Origin of the sequence: Sediminibacillus dalangtanensis (genome assembly GCF_017792025.1) — a bacterium.
In the GTDB taxonomy this organism is placed as follows: domain Bacteria; phylum Bacillota; class Bacilli; order Bacillales; family Amphibacillaceae; genus Sediminibacillus; species Sediminibacillus dalangtanensis.
This window is the reverse complement of the sequence record NZ_CP046956.1, coordinates 1,742,735-1,759,597: the sequence shown is the minus strand read 5'-3', so window position 1 is coordinate 1,759,597 and position 16,863 is coordinate 1,742,735. Positions and strand designations below refer to the sequence as shown.

Here is a 16,863-nt window from a genome sequence, read left to right as displayed (position 1 = left end):
ATCACAAGTTTAGATTCTATCAGATGTTCATTTGTCTGTAAAGGGTTTTTCCATTACATGAACGGAAATTTCATTCCTTTGCCTTTTTTCCCTTTTTGCATGTTGGTCATCTGCTTCATCATTTTCTTCATTTCTTCAAATTGTTTGAGCAGTCGATTGACTTCCGACACCGATCTTCCGGCACCTTTAGCAATCCGCTTCTTCCGGCTGGCGTTCATGACCCCGGGGTCCTGCCGTTCCTGTTTTGTCATGGACTGGATGATCGCTTCGACATGGGAAAGTTGTTTTTCATCGAATTGAACATTCTTTAAACCCTTCATTTTATTTGCGCCAGGGAGCATACCGATTAAGTCTTCCAAAGGTCCCATATTTCGGACCTGTCCCATTTGCTCCAGGAAGTCATCAAATGTGAAGGACGCAGATCGCATCTTTTCTTCCAATTCCTTGGCTTTGTTCTCATCCACTGTATCTTGTGCTTTTTCGATCAGCGAAAGAACGTCGCCCATACCCAAGATTCTAGAAGCCATCCGTTCTGGATGAAATGCTTCCAACTCATCTAGTTTTTCTCCCATCCCGGCAAATTTAATCGGTTTGTCTGTAACAGCTTTAATCGATAAGGCAGCGCCGCCACGCGTGTCGCCATCCAATTTCGTCAATACTACACCCGTGACATCGAGCTGTTCGTTGAAGCTTTCCGCTACATTGACAGCATCTTGTCCTGTCATCGCGTCAACTACCAAGAAGATTTCATCCGGTTTTACATTGGACTTGATTTGATCCAGTTCGTCCATTAATTCATTGTCGACATGCAGACGGCCTGCCGTATCAATGATAACGTAATCCTGATGTTCCGCCTTTGCTTGTTCGATAGCCTGATTGGCAATATCGACTGGATTTGCATCTGTACCCAGAGAGAACACCGGCATGCTCAATTGCTTGCCCAATGTTTCCAACTGGTTAATAGCAGCCGGTCGATAAACATCCGCTGCAACCAAAAGCGGATTCCTATTATATTTTTTACGGAGTAAGTTCGCAAGCTTCCCAGTGGTAGTCGTTTTACCTGCCCCCTGAAGACCAACCATCATAATCACGGTTGGCGGACGGTCGGCTACTGCTATTTTGCTTTGCTCGCCTCCCATCAGCTCCGTCAGTTCGTCCCTTACTACTTTGATTACCTGCTGGCCGGGCGTCAGACTTTCCATTACTTCCTGCCCGACTGCACGTTCTTTAATGCGTTTGACAAAATCTTTCACGACTTTGAAGTTGACATCTGCTTCCAATAAAGCAAGCCGTACTTCTCTTGTCATTTCCTTTACATCCTGCTCCGTGACTTTCCCTTTTCCCTTGATACGTTGGATTGTCCCTTGCAGGCGTTCGGCCAAGCCTTCAAATGCCATAGAAGGAGCCCCCTTAATCTAATTCTTTAAGTGAATCAACCAATTCCCTTAAAGTAGTTAACTGATTTCCTTTCAGCGCTTGTTCCAGCTGCTCCAGCAACTGGGTTCGCTCTGAAAACTTCTTATACAAATGGAGCTTATCCTCATAAGCTTCCAGCATCGATTCCGTACGTCGGATATTATCGTACACGGCTTGTCGTGAAACTTCAAATGTTTCAGAGATCTCGCCGAGTGAATAATCCTCCAAATAGTACAGTTCCATGTAATTTCGCTGTTTTGGCGTCAGCAATTCCTGATAAAAGTCAAATAGAAAATTAATTCTTGTCGTTTTTTCCAGCAAAGCGAGCACTCCTTGTTAAGTGAAATGCCTTTACAATGAAATACTACCTAACATTCTTAGGTCGTGTCAAGATGTTTCCTCTTCCAGCATATCTGCAAACAATCCGTAAACAAAGGCGTGCGCATCGAAAGACTGTAAATCAGTCACTTTCTCACCTAAGCCGACAAACTTTACTGGTATCTGTAATTCATTTCGAATAGCAAGTACAATGCCACCTTTTGCCGTACCATCCAACTTGGTCAGAACGATTCCTGACACGTCCGTCGCTTCCGAAAAGGTTTTGGCCTGGCTCATCGCATTCTGACCTGTGGTGGCATCGAGGACAAGCAGCACCTCTTGCGGGCCGTCTGGAACTTCTCTGGAAATGACTTTTTTCACTTTGGCAAGTTCATTCATCAAATTGACTTTGTTCTGCAATCGTCCAGCCGTATCACACAGTAAAACATCGGCCCCTCTGGATCTCGCTGCCTGGATGCCATCGTAAACTACTGCAGCCGGGTCACTCCCAGCATTATGCTTGATCACATCAACCCCGGCTCTTTCCCCCCAGACTTCCAACTGCTCAATCGCTCCGGCACGGAAGGTGTCACCTGCTGCCATGATTACTTTTTTTCCTTCTTGTTTCAATTGGTGAGCCATTTTTCCTATGGTCGTCGTTTTTCCGACGCCATTGACCCCGACAAATAAAATGACAGACAGTCCATCTTCTTTCAACTGCAATTTTGCCGTGTCTCCGTCTTTCTCCCCATAATAGATTTCGACCAGCTTTTCAGAAATGACTTCTTTCATTTCTCCACTGTCTTTAATGTTTCTGCGTTTCACTTCCATTTTCAATTCATCGATAAGATCCATTACAGCCGTAACGCCTACATCTGCCGAAATTAATATTTCTTCCAGGTCTTCAAAAAAGTCCTCATCCACCTTACGATAACGTGCAACTAGGTCATTTATTTTGCTGGAAAAAGAGCTTCTCGTCTTGGAAAGCCCTTCTTTATACGTTTCAGGCTGGGCCTCTTGTTGATCAGCAGTATCACCGCTGAATTTTTCTTTTAGTTTCTTAAAAAAGCTCATAATACCTTCCTTTCTAGTGCATTTATGCTTTCACTAATGCAGGCGCATCTTCCAGCCGGACCGATACAAGACGGGAAACTCCCGACTCCTGCATGGTTACCCCGTATAATACGTCCGCTTCCTCCATTGTACCCTTTCTGTGGGTAATCACAATAAATTGTGTTTTTTCGCTAAACTCCTTTAAATACCTGGCAAACCTGCTGACATTTGCATCGTCCAGAGCGGCCTCCACTTCATCCAGTACACAGAACGGAACCGGACGGACACGCAAAATCGCAAACAACAGCGCGATCGCCGTCAAAGCTCTTTCTCCCCCGGAAAGCAATCCTAAGTGCTGTAGTTTTTTACCAGGTGGCCTTGCGATGATATCGACGCCTGTTTCCAGCATGTTTTCGGGATTCGTCAATTTCAATTCTGCACTCCCGCCTCCGAACAAGGCGGAAAAGACAATAGAAAACTCTTCCTTGATTTGCATAAATGTTGTTTCGAATCTCCTGACCATTTCCCCATCCATCTCGGAAATAACTCCGAACAGCGTATCCTTCGCCTGTACCAAATCTGTCTGCTGTTCTGTAAGAAATTCATATCGTTCACTGATCCGCTCATATTCATCAATCGCGCCAAGATTGACAGTACCAAGTTCTTCGATAGAACGTTTGATTAACTTCACCGACTGTTTTGCCTGATCGATATCCTCTGCCTTTTCATAATCTTGAGCCGCTTTTTCATAGCTAAGCGCGTACTCGTTTTGCAGATGGTTCAGCCGGTTTTCCAATTCGACATCATACCTGGCAGCTTTCAGCTCTTTATCCTGCAAATCCTGAGCCAGCGACTGATGGATCCGATTTTTCTCTTTGATTTCCCGTTCTTGATCGCCTGCCTTTTTCGTTCTTTTCAGACGTTCCTGACGTCGTACTTGAATCAATTCAGCCACTTTATCCTTTTGTTTTTGTTTCTCTTCAAGCTTCGCGTCAATTTCCTCTTCCGTTTCACGGTTGTTTTGAAAATCGAACATTTTCTCCAATTGTTCCTTGTTTTCTCGGAAAGCCTGTTTAGTTTCTTCGAGTTGCTGATTCAGTGTCTTGCATTTTTCTTTTTGACTGTTCACGTTGGCATCCTGTTCAGCTAGGGATATTTGCAATCGTTGATGTCTCTCTTGCAACTTCTCCTGGTTTTCTTGATAATCGGATTGCCTACGGGTACAATCATCAATTTTACCTTGGAGATCCTCCAGCGTTCTTTCCAGCTCGCTTAACTCCTCTTCCAATCTCGCGTTCCGTTGCTTCAAATCAAAAAGATCTGTTTCATATTGATTGGTATCTTGATCGTATAATTTTAAGTTTTCGTTGTAATGAGCAACATTTACTTCCGTTTCTTTCATGGCAGTTCTTGTTTCTTGTTCTCGTTGCTGTGCTACTCTTATTGCCTCACGCTGCTTTTCCATCACTTGTTCCAACTCTTCGTTTGCTTGTTTCCGTGACTTGACCTTCTGTTCAAATTCCAACGCTTTTTGCTGAAATTCATTTAGTTTGTCTGTCACTTCCTGCAAGTCTTTTTCACGGGAAAACAAGGATTGACCCGATTTTTTCTTCGCTCCGCCAGTCATCGACCCGCCTGGGTTAATGATGTCTCCGTCCAACGTCACGACTCGGAACTTCCGATGCAGACGAATAGCAATTTCGTTTGCAGACTTAAGGTTATCCGCAATTACCACATTTCCCAACAGACTTTCTGCTATCCCCTTGTGTCTTTGTTGGAAAGAAACCAGCTCCGCTCCTACACCAACAAAGCCTTGGTGATTTTTCACTCCCGCTAACAAATCACCGGGAATGTATTTCGATTTAATGGCTGTTATCGGCAAAAAGGTCGCGCGGCCTTTGTTATACTTTTTTAGCCAGTTAATCGCAGCTCTCGCTTTGGATTCATCTTCCATAACAATATGCTGAGCTTGACCTCCAAGCGCTGTTTCGACTGCCGGGATCAACTTGGCTGGAACATCGATCAATTCGATCACGGCTCCGTCGATTCCGGTCAATTCTTTATCCTCTCTGGCCTTCAGAACTTCTTTAACCCCGTGAAAAAAACCTTGATACCCTTCCTTCATATCTTCGAGCATTTCTTTCTTTGACTTTAACTTTTCAATGTACTGATACCCTTGATAAAGCTTTGTCTGCAATTCTTGATAAGCTGCATTATCCGCTTCCAAGGTTTTTCTCTGTTTTTCATAAGTCTGTTCAGCTGCCTGCCGGTTGTCAGTCCTCTCTGCCAGTTCCGCCTGCAAATCAGCCAGCTTTTGTTCCAGCTTTCCCCTTTCATTGATCAAGCCTTTGAATTTATCCTGTTGATTGTCCTTTTTCAGGTTGAGTTGCTCCAACTGCCTGGCGATGGACTGACGCTCATTTCGTTTTGCTGCCTGTTCATTCAATTTTTCAATATAGTCACTTTTTAATTCTTCAATTTGCTCCTCTATGTTCTGCTTCGAGGTGGTAAGCAATTCTGCAGTCTGCTTCAGACTTTTGTTTGTTTCACGTCTTTCGGCTTCCAGCCGGGCTAACTTCTCTTGTTCCTCTGCCAAACCGGTTTCCAGCTTGTCCATCCGTATTTTTAGTTGGCCATTTTCTTCCTCTAATTTCGATTTGTTATCCTCAAAATGCTTAAAACGCTCATTACTCAGTTCTTTTTTACCTTGTAAATTTTCAAGCTGTTTTGTCAAATCCAAAAGGGATTCTTGCAACGCTTCAATAGACTCATCCAGTGCCTGAATTTGGCTACGTCCTTCTTCCAAATCAGCCTGTTTTTGTTGAATGCTTGTTTGAAGAGCGACTTCTTTCTCTTTTTGAATTTCTATTTCCGCCAATATCGCTTTCCATTTTCCATGCATCTCTTCAATCTCAGCAATCAAAAGGGCGATCTCCACTTTTTTTAAATCGTCTTTCTTTTGCAAGTAATCTTTCGCAACCGCCGCCTGCTCCTTCAATGGTTCAAGCTGGCCATCTATTTCATAGATGATATCTTCGATACGGTTAAGGTTTTCCTGCGTTTCTGCCAGCTTGTATTCAGCCTTTTTCTTTCTCTGCTTATACTTGAGTACACCTGCAGCCTCTTCAAAAATCGACCTTCTCTCTTCAGGTTTCGAACTGAGAATCTCCTCGACCTTTCCCTGGCTTATTATTGAAAAAGCTTCTCTTCCGAGCCCTGAATCCATAAACAGATCAATGATATCCTTTAACCGGCAAGTCTGTTTATTGATTAAGAATTCACTTTCTCCCGAACGGTAAACCCTTCTGGTCACACTCACTTCCTGGTAATCGAGCGGCAACGCCTGGTCACTGTTATCCAGTGTCAGGGTTACTTCCGCAATATTCAATGCTTTCCGCGAATCGCTTCCTTGAAAGATAATATCTTCCATCTTTGAACCGCGCAGTGACTTGGCAGACTGTTCTCCAAGCACCCAGCGAATCGCATCCGTAATATTGCTTTTCCCACTGCCGTTAGGGCCGACAACCGCTGTTACACCTGGTACAAAATCAACGGAAACCCGTTCGGCGAAAGATTTAAAACCTACTGTATCTAATCGTTTTAGAAACATATTCATTCTCCTAATTCGCTGTTTAACTGTTTCTCTATCGGAATTTTGCAGACAGCGCAGCCTGCAAAAAATATGTAAAAAATCCAAGATAAATTTGCATTTCAACTTATTTATTTTATCATAAAGAGTAGAGTCATAGAAGGAATCATAAAATATTGAGGAGTGTTAATGTGAGTTTGCAGGAACCAACAAGGGAAAACTTGGCAATTATTATTGATAACATGGCGAGAAAATTACAGGTCGTAAACCGCTCAATCATGAACCCGGATGATTACGATATAGAAAAATACCAAGAGCTGAAATCCTTGCATGACATGCTTGAGCAGAAAGGCCAGTTAAGTGTGGCAGAGACCCAGGCGTTCATCCAGGAATTGGCCGACCACCGTAAGTAATCATAAATAAAAGGAGGCTGGGCTCGTTCAATAGTCAAGCTCACGCCTCCTTTTATTTAACCTGCCTCATAACTGTCAAGCGCTTTTTTTGCAGCTCGTTGTTCAGCTTCTTTTTTCGTCCTGCCAATGCCGGTTCCAGCTACCGCTCCCTGTATGCGAACCTCGGCAACGAATTCACGGTTATGAGCCGGCCCGCGCTCCTCCGTGATGGCATAGTCAATGCTGCCATTCTTACTTCGTTGAACCAATTCTTGCAGCTGACTTTTATAATCCATCGCATGCGAAAAAGCACCTTTGGTAATCTTCGGATAGACATACTTTTCAAGAAAATTGATGGAAACGTCAAATCCCTGGTCAAGATACAAGGCGCCAATAAATGCTTCAAAAACGTCTGCCAGCAACGCCGGTCTGTTACGGCCGCCAGTCATTTCTTCCCCTTTTCCTAGCAATACATAAGGAGAAAAATTCAAATCATTCGCAAAACTTACCAAGGAAGGTTCACAAACGATAGATGCCCTGAATTTTGTCAGTTCTCCTTCTTCCATTTCCGGGTATTCACGGTACAAATATTGAGACACACCGAGTTCTAATACCGCATCGCCCAAAAATTCTAGTCGCTCATTATCCCGGTAGTCCTTTTTCCGATGCTCATTCACATAAGATGAATGGGTAAATGCTTGTTGTAAAAGCCTTTCATTATTAAAAGTGATTCCAAGCTGTTTCTGCAGCTTTGAAAAGTCCATTTCGTCACCTCCCATATGGAGAAAGCCCCGCTCATGCGCGGGACTTTTCTGTGCTGCCATTTCCATAAACAACATATTGCTGTCTAGCTAAATAAATAAGTACTATTTATTATTGAATGCTGTTTATGTAATTAACAGCATCACCTACTGTTTCAATTTTTTCCGCTTCCTCATCAGAAATCTCCATGTCGAATTCGTCTTCCAATTCCATAACCAATTCCACAACATCCAATGAATCAGCTTCCAAATCATCTTTGAAGGAAGCTTCCATCGTTACTTTTGATTCTTCCACATCCAGACGATCTACTACGATTTTCTTAACACGCTCGAATGTATCTGCCATTTCATTCACCCCCTTTCAAAGTAAACGATAAAGTATTACATCACCATGCCACCATCCACATGGATGGTTTGGCCGGTAATATAATTGGCATCTTCAGAAGCAAGAAAGCGTACAACTTTCGCTACGTCTTCCCCTTTTCCCAATTTTGCCAGCGGGATAAGTTCCTGCATGCCTTGTCTCTGTTCATCTGTCAATTGATCAGTCATATCCGTTTCGATAAAACCCGGCGCAATCGCATTTACCAATATGTTTCTGGAAGCAAGTTCCTTTGCAGTTGATTTCGTCAACCCGATGACTCCAGCCTTCGCTGCCACGTAATTCGCCTGTCCCGGGTTGCCGCTTACTCCGACAACAGAAGCGATATTGATAATCCGGCCGCTCTTTTGCTTCATCATCTGCCGGGTGACCCCTTTTGTACAAAGGAAGACACCTTTCAGATTGGTGTCAATCACCTGATCGAATTCCTCTTCTTTCATTCTCATCAATAGATTATCTCTCGTAATGCCGGCGTTATTCACTAGGATATCTAGACTGCCAAAGGAATCGATCACATGTTTGATCATTTCTTTGACTTCCGTTTCGTCTGCAACATTGGCCTTTACCTTGATAGCCTCCCCGCCAAGCGACTCGATTTCCTTTACTACTTCTTGGGCTTTCGCTTCGTTTCCTGCAAAATTAACCGCGACTTTCGCTCCTTGACTTACGAGTTCCAGCGCAATCGCCTTCCCTATTCCTCTGGAAGCCCCTGTCACTAATGCAGTTTTCCCTTTCAGCATGCTTAAGATTCCTCCTTATACCATTCAACAAATGCCTGAAGCGATTCCGTATCCTGCACGGAAAAAGTTTTCATGCGTCTGTGAATTTTTTTTACGAGTCCAGTCAATACTTTTCCATTCCCTACCTCGACGATGGCATCAAGCTCTTTATCCAGCATCGCTTCAATGATTTCCTGAAACCTTACCGGCGAATACAATTGTTGGACCAACAATTCCGCAATCTGGGAGCGTTCTGTCACCGGTGCAGCCGTTACATTGGCATAGACAGGGAGTTTGGTGTCGGTTAGATCAGTTTTTTGTAATTCCTCGGCAAACTTTTCTGCCGCAGGCTTCATCAAACGAGAGTGGAAAGGACCGCTGACATTCAGAGGGAGGACCCTTTTGACCCCATTTTCCTTCAGCTTTTCTCCTGCTGCTTCAATTCCCTGCTTCGTACCGGATATCACCAATTGACCAGGACAGTTGAAATTGGCAGCGTCTACAACTTCTCCTGTTTCATCATTAACGGAATCAAGCACGGACTGGATTGTCTCCATTTCACCGCCTAACACCGCTGCCATGGCTCCTTTCCCAGCAGGATAAGCCTTTTCCATTAGCCTGCCGCGCAATCGGACAAGCGGCAGCGCTTCTTCCAAGCTAATCGCTCCTGCCGATACGAGTGCACTGTATTCTCCCAAACTGTGGCCGGCTGTCATTACCGGTTCCACACCTTTTTCCTTTAAAACAGCTGCAGCGGCTGCACTCGTCAACAGCAAAGCAGGTTGTGCATTTTCCGTGTTGGTCAATGTTTCCTGGGGGCCATCGAACATAAGGGAAGTCAAATCGCCATCCAGTTGTTGGTCTGCATGTCGGAACATTTGCCTTACCGTATCAAAATTATCGAACAGATCTTTTCCCATTCCGACTTCCTGCGAACCTTGTCCAGGAAAAACAAAAGCAACGCGTTTCATGTTATTCCTCCTCTTCCAAATGCATTTCTTTTATCGTTTTTTCAATCGTCTCGGTAACATTTAACTCAACCATATTGCGCGCCTGTTTGACAGCATTATAGATAGCCCTCCTGTTGGAAGAACCATGGGCCTTGATGACCGGGGCAGCCAATCCGAATAAGCCTGCACCCCCATATTCCGAATAATCCAGCTTATCCTTCAACTCTCTCAATTCCTGTTTCACCAAACCGGCTGCCAATTTGGACTTCCAGTTTGACATAAATGTTTGTTTCAGCATGGAAAACATGGTCATCGCAGTACCTTCAATCGTTTTTAATGCGATGTTCCCATTAAACCCGTCCGTTACCACGACATCCGCAGCACCTTCGAGTAAATCCCTAGCTTCTACATTCCCTACAAAATGAATCGGCGCTTTTGTTAGTTCCGCAAAAGCCCGTTTCGTCAAGTCATTTCCTTTTCCATCCTCTGTCCCGACATTCAGAAGACCGACACGGGGGTTGTCCACCTTTCGAACTTTTTCGGTATAAACAGCTCCCATGATCGCGTATTGGACGAGATGATGAGGTTTTGCATCGACATTCGCTCCGACGTCAAGCAATAAAAAACCACTGCCATCCTTCGTAGGCAATGTCGGACTTAAGGCTGGACGATCGATTCCTTCCATCCGCCCTACCACAAATAAACCGGCACTCATCAACGCTCCTGTGTTCCCTGCTGATATGCAAGCATCTGCTTTTTGTTGTTTTACTTCCTCCGCCATTAATACCATAGAAGAATTTTTCTTGCGCCTAACTGCCCGGACAGGTTCATCTTCTCCGGTAATCATGTCCGTTGTATGTATCACATTGATTCTTTGTGTATCTTTTAAGAGGGGAGATATTTTCGCCTCATCACCTATCAAAGTCACTTCCATATCCTGCCACTCTTTTACAGCCTCGATTGCTCCGGCAACAATTTCATCCGGGGCATGGTCGCCCCCCATTGCATCAATTGCTATTTTCATTGCTTGACTCTCCTTTATGATGATGGGAACGGAACATCAGGAATTCTCCAGAAAACACTTTTTCGTTTTCAACAAAACTGTTAACCTCCACTACTGTTCTCCCTTTGGCATCACTTCCACTCACAGTTGCTTTGGAAATCACCCGTTCTCCCTGCTTCACCTGTCTGGTAAATTTGATTTCCGCTTTCGCTGTAAGGGCCAATTCATCATTAATGACAGCGACTGCCAGGGAATTTGCCTGCGCAAACAAATGATGCCCCCTGGCAATCCGGTTTCTGGAAAAAACATGTTCGCTTCCGATATCCAATATCGAAATTGCCCGCTCATCCAGCTCTAAATCGATGACTTCTCCGATCACCTCGTCAATAGGCAGAGCCTTCACGGTTTCATTCCATTGAGTGGAAGCGACCGTTTTAATCCTTTCACGTAGTTCAGGTATCGACATTTCCATCCTGTCTAGTCGGATGGTTTGGATACTGACTGCAAATTTTTTTGCCAGTTCTTCATCCGTTATGAAAGGCGTGTCTTCTATTGTCTGTTTCAACAGCTGTTGCCTTTCCTTCTTCGTTCGCTTCATCTCTCCACCGTCCAAATTAAGACTAGGTACTAATAGTAATATATAATACCAAATATGAATATGCAAGCATAAATCATGTAGTTAAATTGGTTAGTCGAGCGTTTCTCCCATAACGATCTTATCATTGTAAACATGCGTGGCAAGCTGTTTAAATTGCGGATCTTTATCGAGTGAACCTGCTTCCAAGATTTGCTGTGCGTCCATTCTTGCTGTTTCTAGGGCCCGGTAATCATGAACCATATCAGCGACTCTGAATTCAGGTATTCCACTTTGCTTTTTGCCAAAGAAGTCACCGGGACCACGGAGTTTCAAATCCTCTTCAGACAACTGAAAGCCGTTTGCTGTTTCGGTCATGATTTTCATTCGCTCTTTTCCAACCTCTCCTTTTGGATCGGCCACCAAAATACAATAACTCTGGGCTTCACCTCTGCCGACACGTCCCCTTAACTGATGAAGCTGGGAAAGCCCAAACCTTTCCGCATCATAAATGACCATCACACTCGCATTAGGCACATTGACCCCTACTTCTACGACAGTGGTGGACACCAATACTTGTATATCATTGGCAGCAAACTCCCGCATAACCTCTTCCTTTTCATCGGAAGGAAGCCTTCCATGCATCAGTCCGACAGTGGTTTTGGGAGCGTAGATTTCTTTTAACTGCTCATAAAGTTCAACCGCATTTTGAATGTCCAGTTTGTCGGACTCTTCTATCAATGGGCAAATGACATATGCCTGATGACCATTGTCCACTTCTTTTTGGATAAACTGCAAGACCCTGTCCAGCATGTTTTCTTTTACCCAATAGGTTTCAACTTGCTTTCTTCCCGAAGGCAACTCGTCGATAACAGATACATCCATGTCTCCAAAAGCCGTTATTGCCAAAGTCCGCGGTATGGGTGTAGCGGTCATGAACAAAACATCCGGATGAAGACCTTTATCCCTCAACACACGCCTTTGTTCCACCCCAAAACGATGTTGTTCATCAACGATCACCAGGCCAAGATCCTGAAAGAGAACCTCGTCTTGAATCAAAGCATGCGTACCGATAATGATATCCGCCTCTTTTTCAGCAATTTCTTGCAGAATTTGCTTTCTTCTTTTTCCTTTGACAGAACCAGTCAGCAACACTACCGATGCATGGTCGGCAAACAGTTCTGTCAATGAATGAAAATGCTGCTCAGCCAGAATTTCTGTCGGCACCATTAATGCCCCCTGCTTCGCGGCCGTAATTGCAGCATACAAGGCAATGGCAGCAACAGCCGTTTTGCCCGAACCCACATCCCCCTGCAACAACCGATTCATTCGGTAAGGGGAATGCAAGTCTGTCAAAATTTCTTGAAGCGAACGCAATTGTGCAGCAGTGAGCCGAAATGGAAGTCTTTCGACAAATTCATCCACAGCCTGTTTTTCATACTCCAGGCTGTTTCCATAAGTTGATTCTCGTTTACGCTTCCTGAGCAGCTGCATTTTTAACTGAAAAAGCAGAAATTCTTCATAAGTGAACCGTCTTCTAGCATGTTTCAAAACCTGATGGTTATCAGGAAAGTGCATTTGCTTCACAGCTTCCATACGACCCGGCAATTTGTATGCCGATAAATACTCCTGTGGCAAAATTTCTTGGAGACTATCCTGAAATTGAGATAATGCTGTGCTGACAGCTTTTTTGATCTGAAGGTTGGAAACATCGCTCTTCAAAGCATAGACTGGTTGTATTTTCGCATCGCTTTTTGCTCTGCCTTTCTTATAATTACTGACCGTGATTTGCAAGCGATGTTGATCCCACTTGCCTGTAACCGTCACGATGTCTCCGGTCTGCAATTGTTTTTTTGCAAAAGAACGATTGAACATAACTGCTTTGACTGTCACATGTTCCACTTGCAAATTAAAAGAAAGACGCGACTTTTTTTTTCCATAAAAAGCAAGGGAAGGTTCACTGATCACCTCTCCCTCGATCGTTACCTTATCATTGTGTACCAGTTCACTTAATGGTTTGATTTCATATACATCATACCGGGCAGGAAAGTAAAACAGCAAGTCTTCTACAGTATGAATTCCTAAGCTGTTCAACCCCTGCTCTAATTTTTCTCCGATTCCTTTCACATTTATTACCGGGTCATTCAACAAGGTATTCACTCTTTCTTCATAGGAATTCCATATATCTTGGCTTCTAGCGCCCTGCCAGTAGGGGTCGCAGCCAATCCACCTTCAGCCGTTTCTCTATGAGCCGAGGGCATAGCTCTCCCTATCCGGTACATGGCACCGATCACTTCGTCACAAGGGATACGACTTGTAACTCCGGCCAACGCCATATCCGCTGATACAATAGCATTGGAAGCCCCCGCAGCATTGCGTTTTACACAGGGAACTTCCACAAGGCCCGCAACCGGGTCGCAAACAAGACCAAGCATGTTTTTCAATGTGATAGCAAATGCATCAGCACTTTGCTGGGGAGTACCTCCTGCCATTTCCACGATTGCCGCAGCCGCCATTGCAGCTGCAGACCCTACTTCGGCTTGACAGCCACCAGCTGCCCCTGAAATGGAAGCGTTGTTAGCAACGACAAAACCGAATGCGCCAGCAGTAAATAGATAACGGATCATTTCTTCCCTTGTTGGGTGTAGACGATTTTTAACTGCGAACAGGGTACCCGGAACACAGCCAGCACTTCCAGCAGTGGGGGTAGCGCATATGGTGCCCATGGCTGCGTTCACCTCGTTCGTAGCCACCGCCTTACTCACTGCATCCAACAGAAGTTCTCCAGACAATGGTTGTTTCTCCTGAAGATACTTTTGCAAGAGAACGGCGTCTCCGCCAGTCAGACCAGAATGAGATTTCACTCCTTGCAGTCCTTCTTCTACTGCTTTTTCCATGACCGATAAGTTGGTTTCCATTTGGCTGAAAACTTCTTCTCGTGTTTTATCTTTCACGTCCATTTCCTGACGAATCATCACTTCTGAGATTTTAATGTTTTCGTTTTCTGCAATTTCAACTAATTCAGCAGCATTTCGGAACACATGTAAAACTCCTCTCTGTTGATAATAGCGCTTGACTGTTGCGCATTTCCTGCTGTCTACTCTATCAATCTACGATTTTTGACAATTGTAGAATATGGGAAGCATTTTCCAGTTCACGCATAACGTTATCTTCCACATTTTGGTCTACTTCAATGACCATGAGTGCCTCTTTTCCAATATCTTTTCGCGAAACTTCCATCCGGCCAATGTTGATTTCATGCTTGGCAAGTATTTGCGTTACAGAAGCGATTGCGCCATGTCGATCATTATGCATCACAAGAATAGCGGGATGGTTGCCGGACAAGTGCAGCTCGAATCCATTCAATTCCGTAATCTCTGCTTTTCCCCCGCCAATAGAAATACCGACAAGTTCTAAATCGCCCTCACCATCGCCAATTTTAATCCGGGCAGTGTTAGGATGTTCTGTTGCAGCTTCATCTTCATGAAAAGAGACCTTCATCCCTTTTTTCTCAGCTGTTTGAATCGACTTGCCAATCCGCTGATCATCCGTATCATAGTCCAATAAGCCGCCAACAATAGCTACATCCGTTCCATGGCCTTTATATGTCTTGGCGAACGATCCATAGAGATGAATTTCCGCCCATGCAGGTTCCCTTCCGAACAAATTCCTAGCAGCTCTTCCGATTCTGGCGGCACCAGCAGTATGCGAACTGGAAGGACCAACCATTACCGGACCGATGATATCAAACACAGATTTGTATTTCATCCTTTCATCTCCTTCCCCTTTTATTGTAAAGGCTTCCGGACGTGAATACCAGCCAATTATACGTAATAAAATCTGTTAATAGACGGCTGTCCGGCTATTCATATTTACATGGCAACGGGCAAAAAAAGCCCTCATCCCAAACGAGGGGAGGGCTTTGGCTTTTATTCGACCGCCAGGATAAATGCATATATCGGTTGATCGCCTTCATGAATTTCTACTTCTAAATCTTCATAGTTCTCTTCTATAAAGGATTCAAGGGCTTCCACTTCTTCTTGTGTAGCGTCTTCACCCTGCAAAATGGTTACAATTTCATCTTCTTCCTCTATCATTTCCTGCAGCAGGTTCTTTACCGTAGTAAGCTTGTCCTTATTGGTGGATTTGATTTTCCCATCCGCAAGTCCCATGAAACTTCCGTTTTCAATAGCAAGACCATCGATTTGAGTATCTCTTACAGCGTAAGTTACCTGGCCGGTTTTCACATGTTTGCTCGCTTTCAACATGTTTGTCTGATTCTCTTCTATTGTAGCATCCGGATGAAAAGCCAGCAAAGAACTCATACCTTGCGGGATGGTTTTTGTGGCAACGACAGCTACGTTTTCTCCAGCAAGATCGGCAGCTTGCTCTGCTGCCATGACAATGTTTTTGTTATTTGGAAGAACAATCACATTCCGCGCGTTTGCTTGTTGGATTGCATCAGCAATATCTTGTGTACTTGGATTCATCGTTTGTCCGCCTTGAATGACAACCGTGGCTCCCAGACTTTCCAGCAACGTTTTGAGTCCCTCTCCCATGGCGACTGTTACTATTCCATATTCAGCGGGCTCTTTTGCATCCTTTTGTTTCTTTTTATCGCCGACAATCGAGGTATGTTGTTCCCTCATGTTTTCAATTTTCAAATTAATCAAGCTGCCAAAACGTTGACCGAGCGTTAAAACCTCACCCGGGTACTCAGCATGGATGTGTACTTTGACGATTTCTTCGTCTGACACCACCAAAAGAGAGTCTCCGTGTTCCCCCAATTCATTTCGAAAGGTTTCTTCTTCGAACGGGTGCTCCTTCGTTTTTTCTTCTTCCAGCTTGACCATGAATTCCGTACAATAGCCAAAGGTAATATCCTCTGTATCCATGAAATCCTGGGCCATTTTGTGATGCTCGGCGTTCACCATGTCATCTAAATCAACGGTCGAATCGGTTGTTTGCGGAAGTTCTTCTCCTTTAAGGGAAGCTAACATCCCTTCATAAATCGTAACCAATCCCTGCCCCCCGCTATCCACTACTCCTACCTCTTTCAGTACAGGGAGTAATTCGGGAGTCCGTTTCAGGGATGCCTTCGCTTCCTCCAATACTGCTTCGAGAAATTCGGTAAGATCTTGTGTAGCCGGTGCTATATCAGCTGCTCTAGCTGCTGCATCTTTGGCCACAGTCAGAATGGTTCCCTCAACTGGCTTCATGACTGCTTTATATGCTGTTTTCACACCCGTGTCTAAGCCTTCCGCAAAGGCAGTGGCATCCAACAAAGCTTTTCCTTCAACGCCTTTGGCGAACCCTCGGAACAGTTGAGAAAGAATAACCCCTGAGTTACCCCTTGCCCCCATCAATAACCCTTTAGACAAAGCCTGGGCAATTTCACCAGCCCGATCTGAATTGGTGTTTTTAACCTCATTTGCCCCAGATGTCATCGATAAATTCATATTGGTTCCTGTATCTCCATCTGGTACTGGAAATACATTGAGAGAATCGATCATTTTTGCATTATTCGTCAGGTGCTGAGATCCTGCCAATACCATCTGGGCAAAAGCAGCACCGTCTATTGTCCGTACCGTCACTAAAACTTCCTCCTTCTATCCACAAACTGGACAGCTGTCCAACCTTTTTTAAGTAAACGGCTGGTTTCCTGCCTTTCTTTTTATAAGCCGTGAATTTTCCACAGCAACACTC

The 16,863-nt window shown here is 44.4% G+C and carries 15 protein-coding genes; 1 reads left to right on the top strand and 14 read right to left on the bottom strand.

What is annotated here, in order from left to right; genetic code table 11:
• Window positions 1-53 precede the first annotated feature (53 nt).
• From ffh to smc, 4 genes are all read right to left on the bottom strand, one after another.
• The gene (gene ffh, locus ERJ70_RS08845; protein WP_209368690.1) at window positions 54-1,397 is read right to left on the bottom strand and encodes a signal recognition particle protein; all 1,344 of its coding nucleotides are present in this window, start codon (window positions 1,395-1,397) and stop codon (window positions 54-56) included.
• A gap of 13 nt (window positions 1,398-1,410) precedes the next feature.
• Window positions 1,411-1,737, bottom strand: coding sequence for a putative DNA-binding protein (locus tag ERJ70_RS08840; RefSeq protein ID WP_209368688.1), 327 nt, complete (start codon window positions 1,735-1,737; stop codon window positions 1,411-1,413).
• A 66-nt stretch (window positions 1,738-1,803) separates the two neighbouring features.
• Window positions 1,804-2,808, bottom strand: coding sequence for a signal recognition particle-docking protein FtsY (ftsY, locus tag ERJ70_RS08835; RefSeq protein WP_209368686.1), 1,005 nt, complete (start codon window positions 2,806-2,808; stop codon window positions 1,804-1,806).
• 22 nt (window positions 2,809-2,830) lie between these two features.
• Window positions 2,831-6,397 carry a chromosome segregation protein SMC gene (gene smc / locus ERJ70_RS08830; protein ID WP_209368684.1) on the bottom strand — a complete coding sequence of 1,189 codons (3,567 nt, stop codon included), beginning with the start codon at window positions 6,395-6,397 and terminating at the stop codon, window positions 2,831-2,833.
• A gap of 170 nt (window positions 6,398-6,567) precedes the next feature.
• Here smc and ERJ70_RS08825 point away from each other — a divergent pair, with 170 nt between their 5' ends.
• A complete protein-coding gene (locus ERJ70_RS08825; RefSeq protein WP_209368682.1) occupies window positions 6,568-6,789 on the top strand; it encodes a DUF1128 domain-containing protein in 222 nt (73 codons plus the stop codon).
• A 56-nt stretch (window positions 6,790-6,845) separates the two neighbouring features.
• Here ERJ70_RS08825 and rnc read toward each other — a convergent pair whose 3' ends face one another.
• From rnc to fakA, 10 genes are all read right to left on the bottom strand, one after another.
• Complete coding sequence (rnc, locus tag ERJ70_RS08820; RefSeq protein ID WP_209368681.1) at window positions 6,846-7,532, bottom strand: ribonuclease III; 687 nt, start codon at window positions 7,530-7,532, stop codon at window positions 6,846-6,848.
• Between the two features lie 109 nt (window positions 7,533-7,641).
• Window positions 7,642-7,875, bottom strand: coding sequence for an acyl carrier protein (locus ERJ70_RS08815; RefSeq protein ID WP_053219699.1), 234 nt, complete (start codon window positions 7,873-7,875; stop codon window positions 7,642-7,644).
• A 35-nt stretch (window positions 7,876-7,910) separates the two neighbouring features.
• On the bottom strand, window positions 7,911-8,651 hold the full coding sequence (gene fabG / locus ERJ70_RS08810) for a 3-oxoacyl-[acyl-carrier-protein] reductase (protein ID WP_209368680.1): 741 nt from the start codon (window positions 8,649-8,651) through the stop codon (window positions 7,911-7,913).
• A gap of 2 nt (window positions 8,652-8,653) precedes the next feature.
• Complete coding sequence (gene fabD, locus ERJ70_RS08805) at window positions 8,654-9,601, bottom strand: ACP S-malonyltransferase (protein WP_209368679.1); 948 nt, start codon at window positions 9,599-9,601, stop codon at window positions 8,654-8,656.
• A 1-nt stretch (window position 9,602) separates the two neighbouring features.
• Window positions 9,603-10,604 carry a phosphate acyltransferase PlsX gene (gene plsX, locus ERJ70_RS08800; RefSeq protein WP_209368678.1) on the bottom strand — a complete coding sequence of 334 codons (1,002 nt, stop codon included), beginning with the start codon at window positions 10,602-10,604 and terminating at the stop codon, window positions 9,603-9,605.
• Window positions 10,588-11,181: a transcription factor FapR gene (gene fapR / locus ERJ70_RS08795; RefSeq protein WP_209368677.1), complete on the bottom strand. Its 594-nt coding sequence runs from the start codon at window positions 11,179-11,181 to the stop codon at window positions 10,588-10,590. Before fapR ends, plsX begins: the two co-directional genes overlap by 17 nt.
• Before the next feature lie 90 nt (window positions 11,182-11,271).
• Window positions 11,272-13,308, bottom strand: coding sequence for an ATP-dependent DNA helicase RecG (recG, locus tag ERJ70_RS08790; RefSeq protein ID WP_209368676.1), 2,037 nt, complete (start codon window positions 13,306-13,308; stop codon window positions 11,272-11,274).
• 5 nt (window positions 13,309-13,313) lie between these two features.
• A complete protein-coding gene (gene sdaAA / locus ERJ70_RS08785) occupies window positions 13,314-14,198 on the bottom strand; it encodes an L-serine ammonia-lyase, iron-sulfur-dependent, subunit alpha (RefSeq protein WP_209368675.1) in 885 nt (294 codons plus the stop codon).
• 64 nt (window positions 14,199-14,262) lie between these two features.
• A complete protein-coding gene (gene sdaAB, locus ERJ70_RS08780) occupies window positions 14,263-14,925 on the bottom strand; it encodes an L-serine ammonia-lyase, iron-sulfur-dependent subunit beta (RefSeq protein ID WP_209368673.1) in 663 nt (220 codons plus the stop codon).
• 161 nt (window positions 14,926-15,086) lie between these two features.
• Window positions 15,087-16,751 (bottom strand): DAK2 domain-containing protein, encoded by a 1,665-nt coding sequence (fakA, locus tag ERJ70_RS08775; RefSeq protein WP_209368672.1) that lies wholly within the window; start codon window positions 16,749-16,751, stop codon window positions 15,087-15,089.
• Window positions 16,752-16,863: the final 112 nt, after the last annotated feature.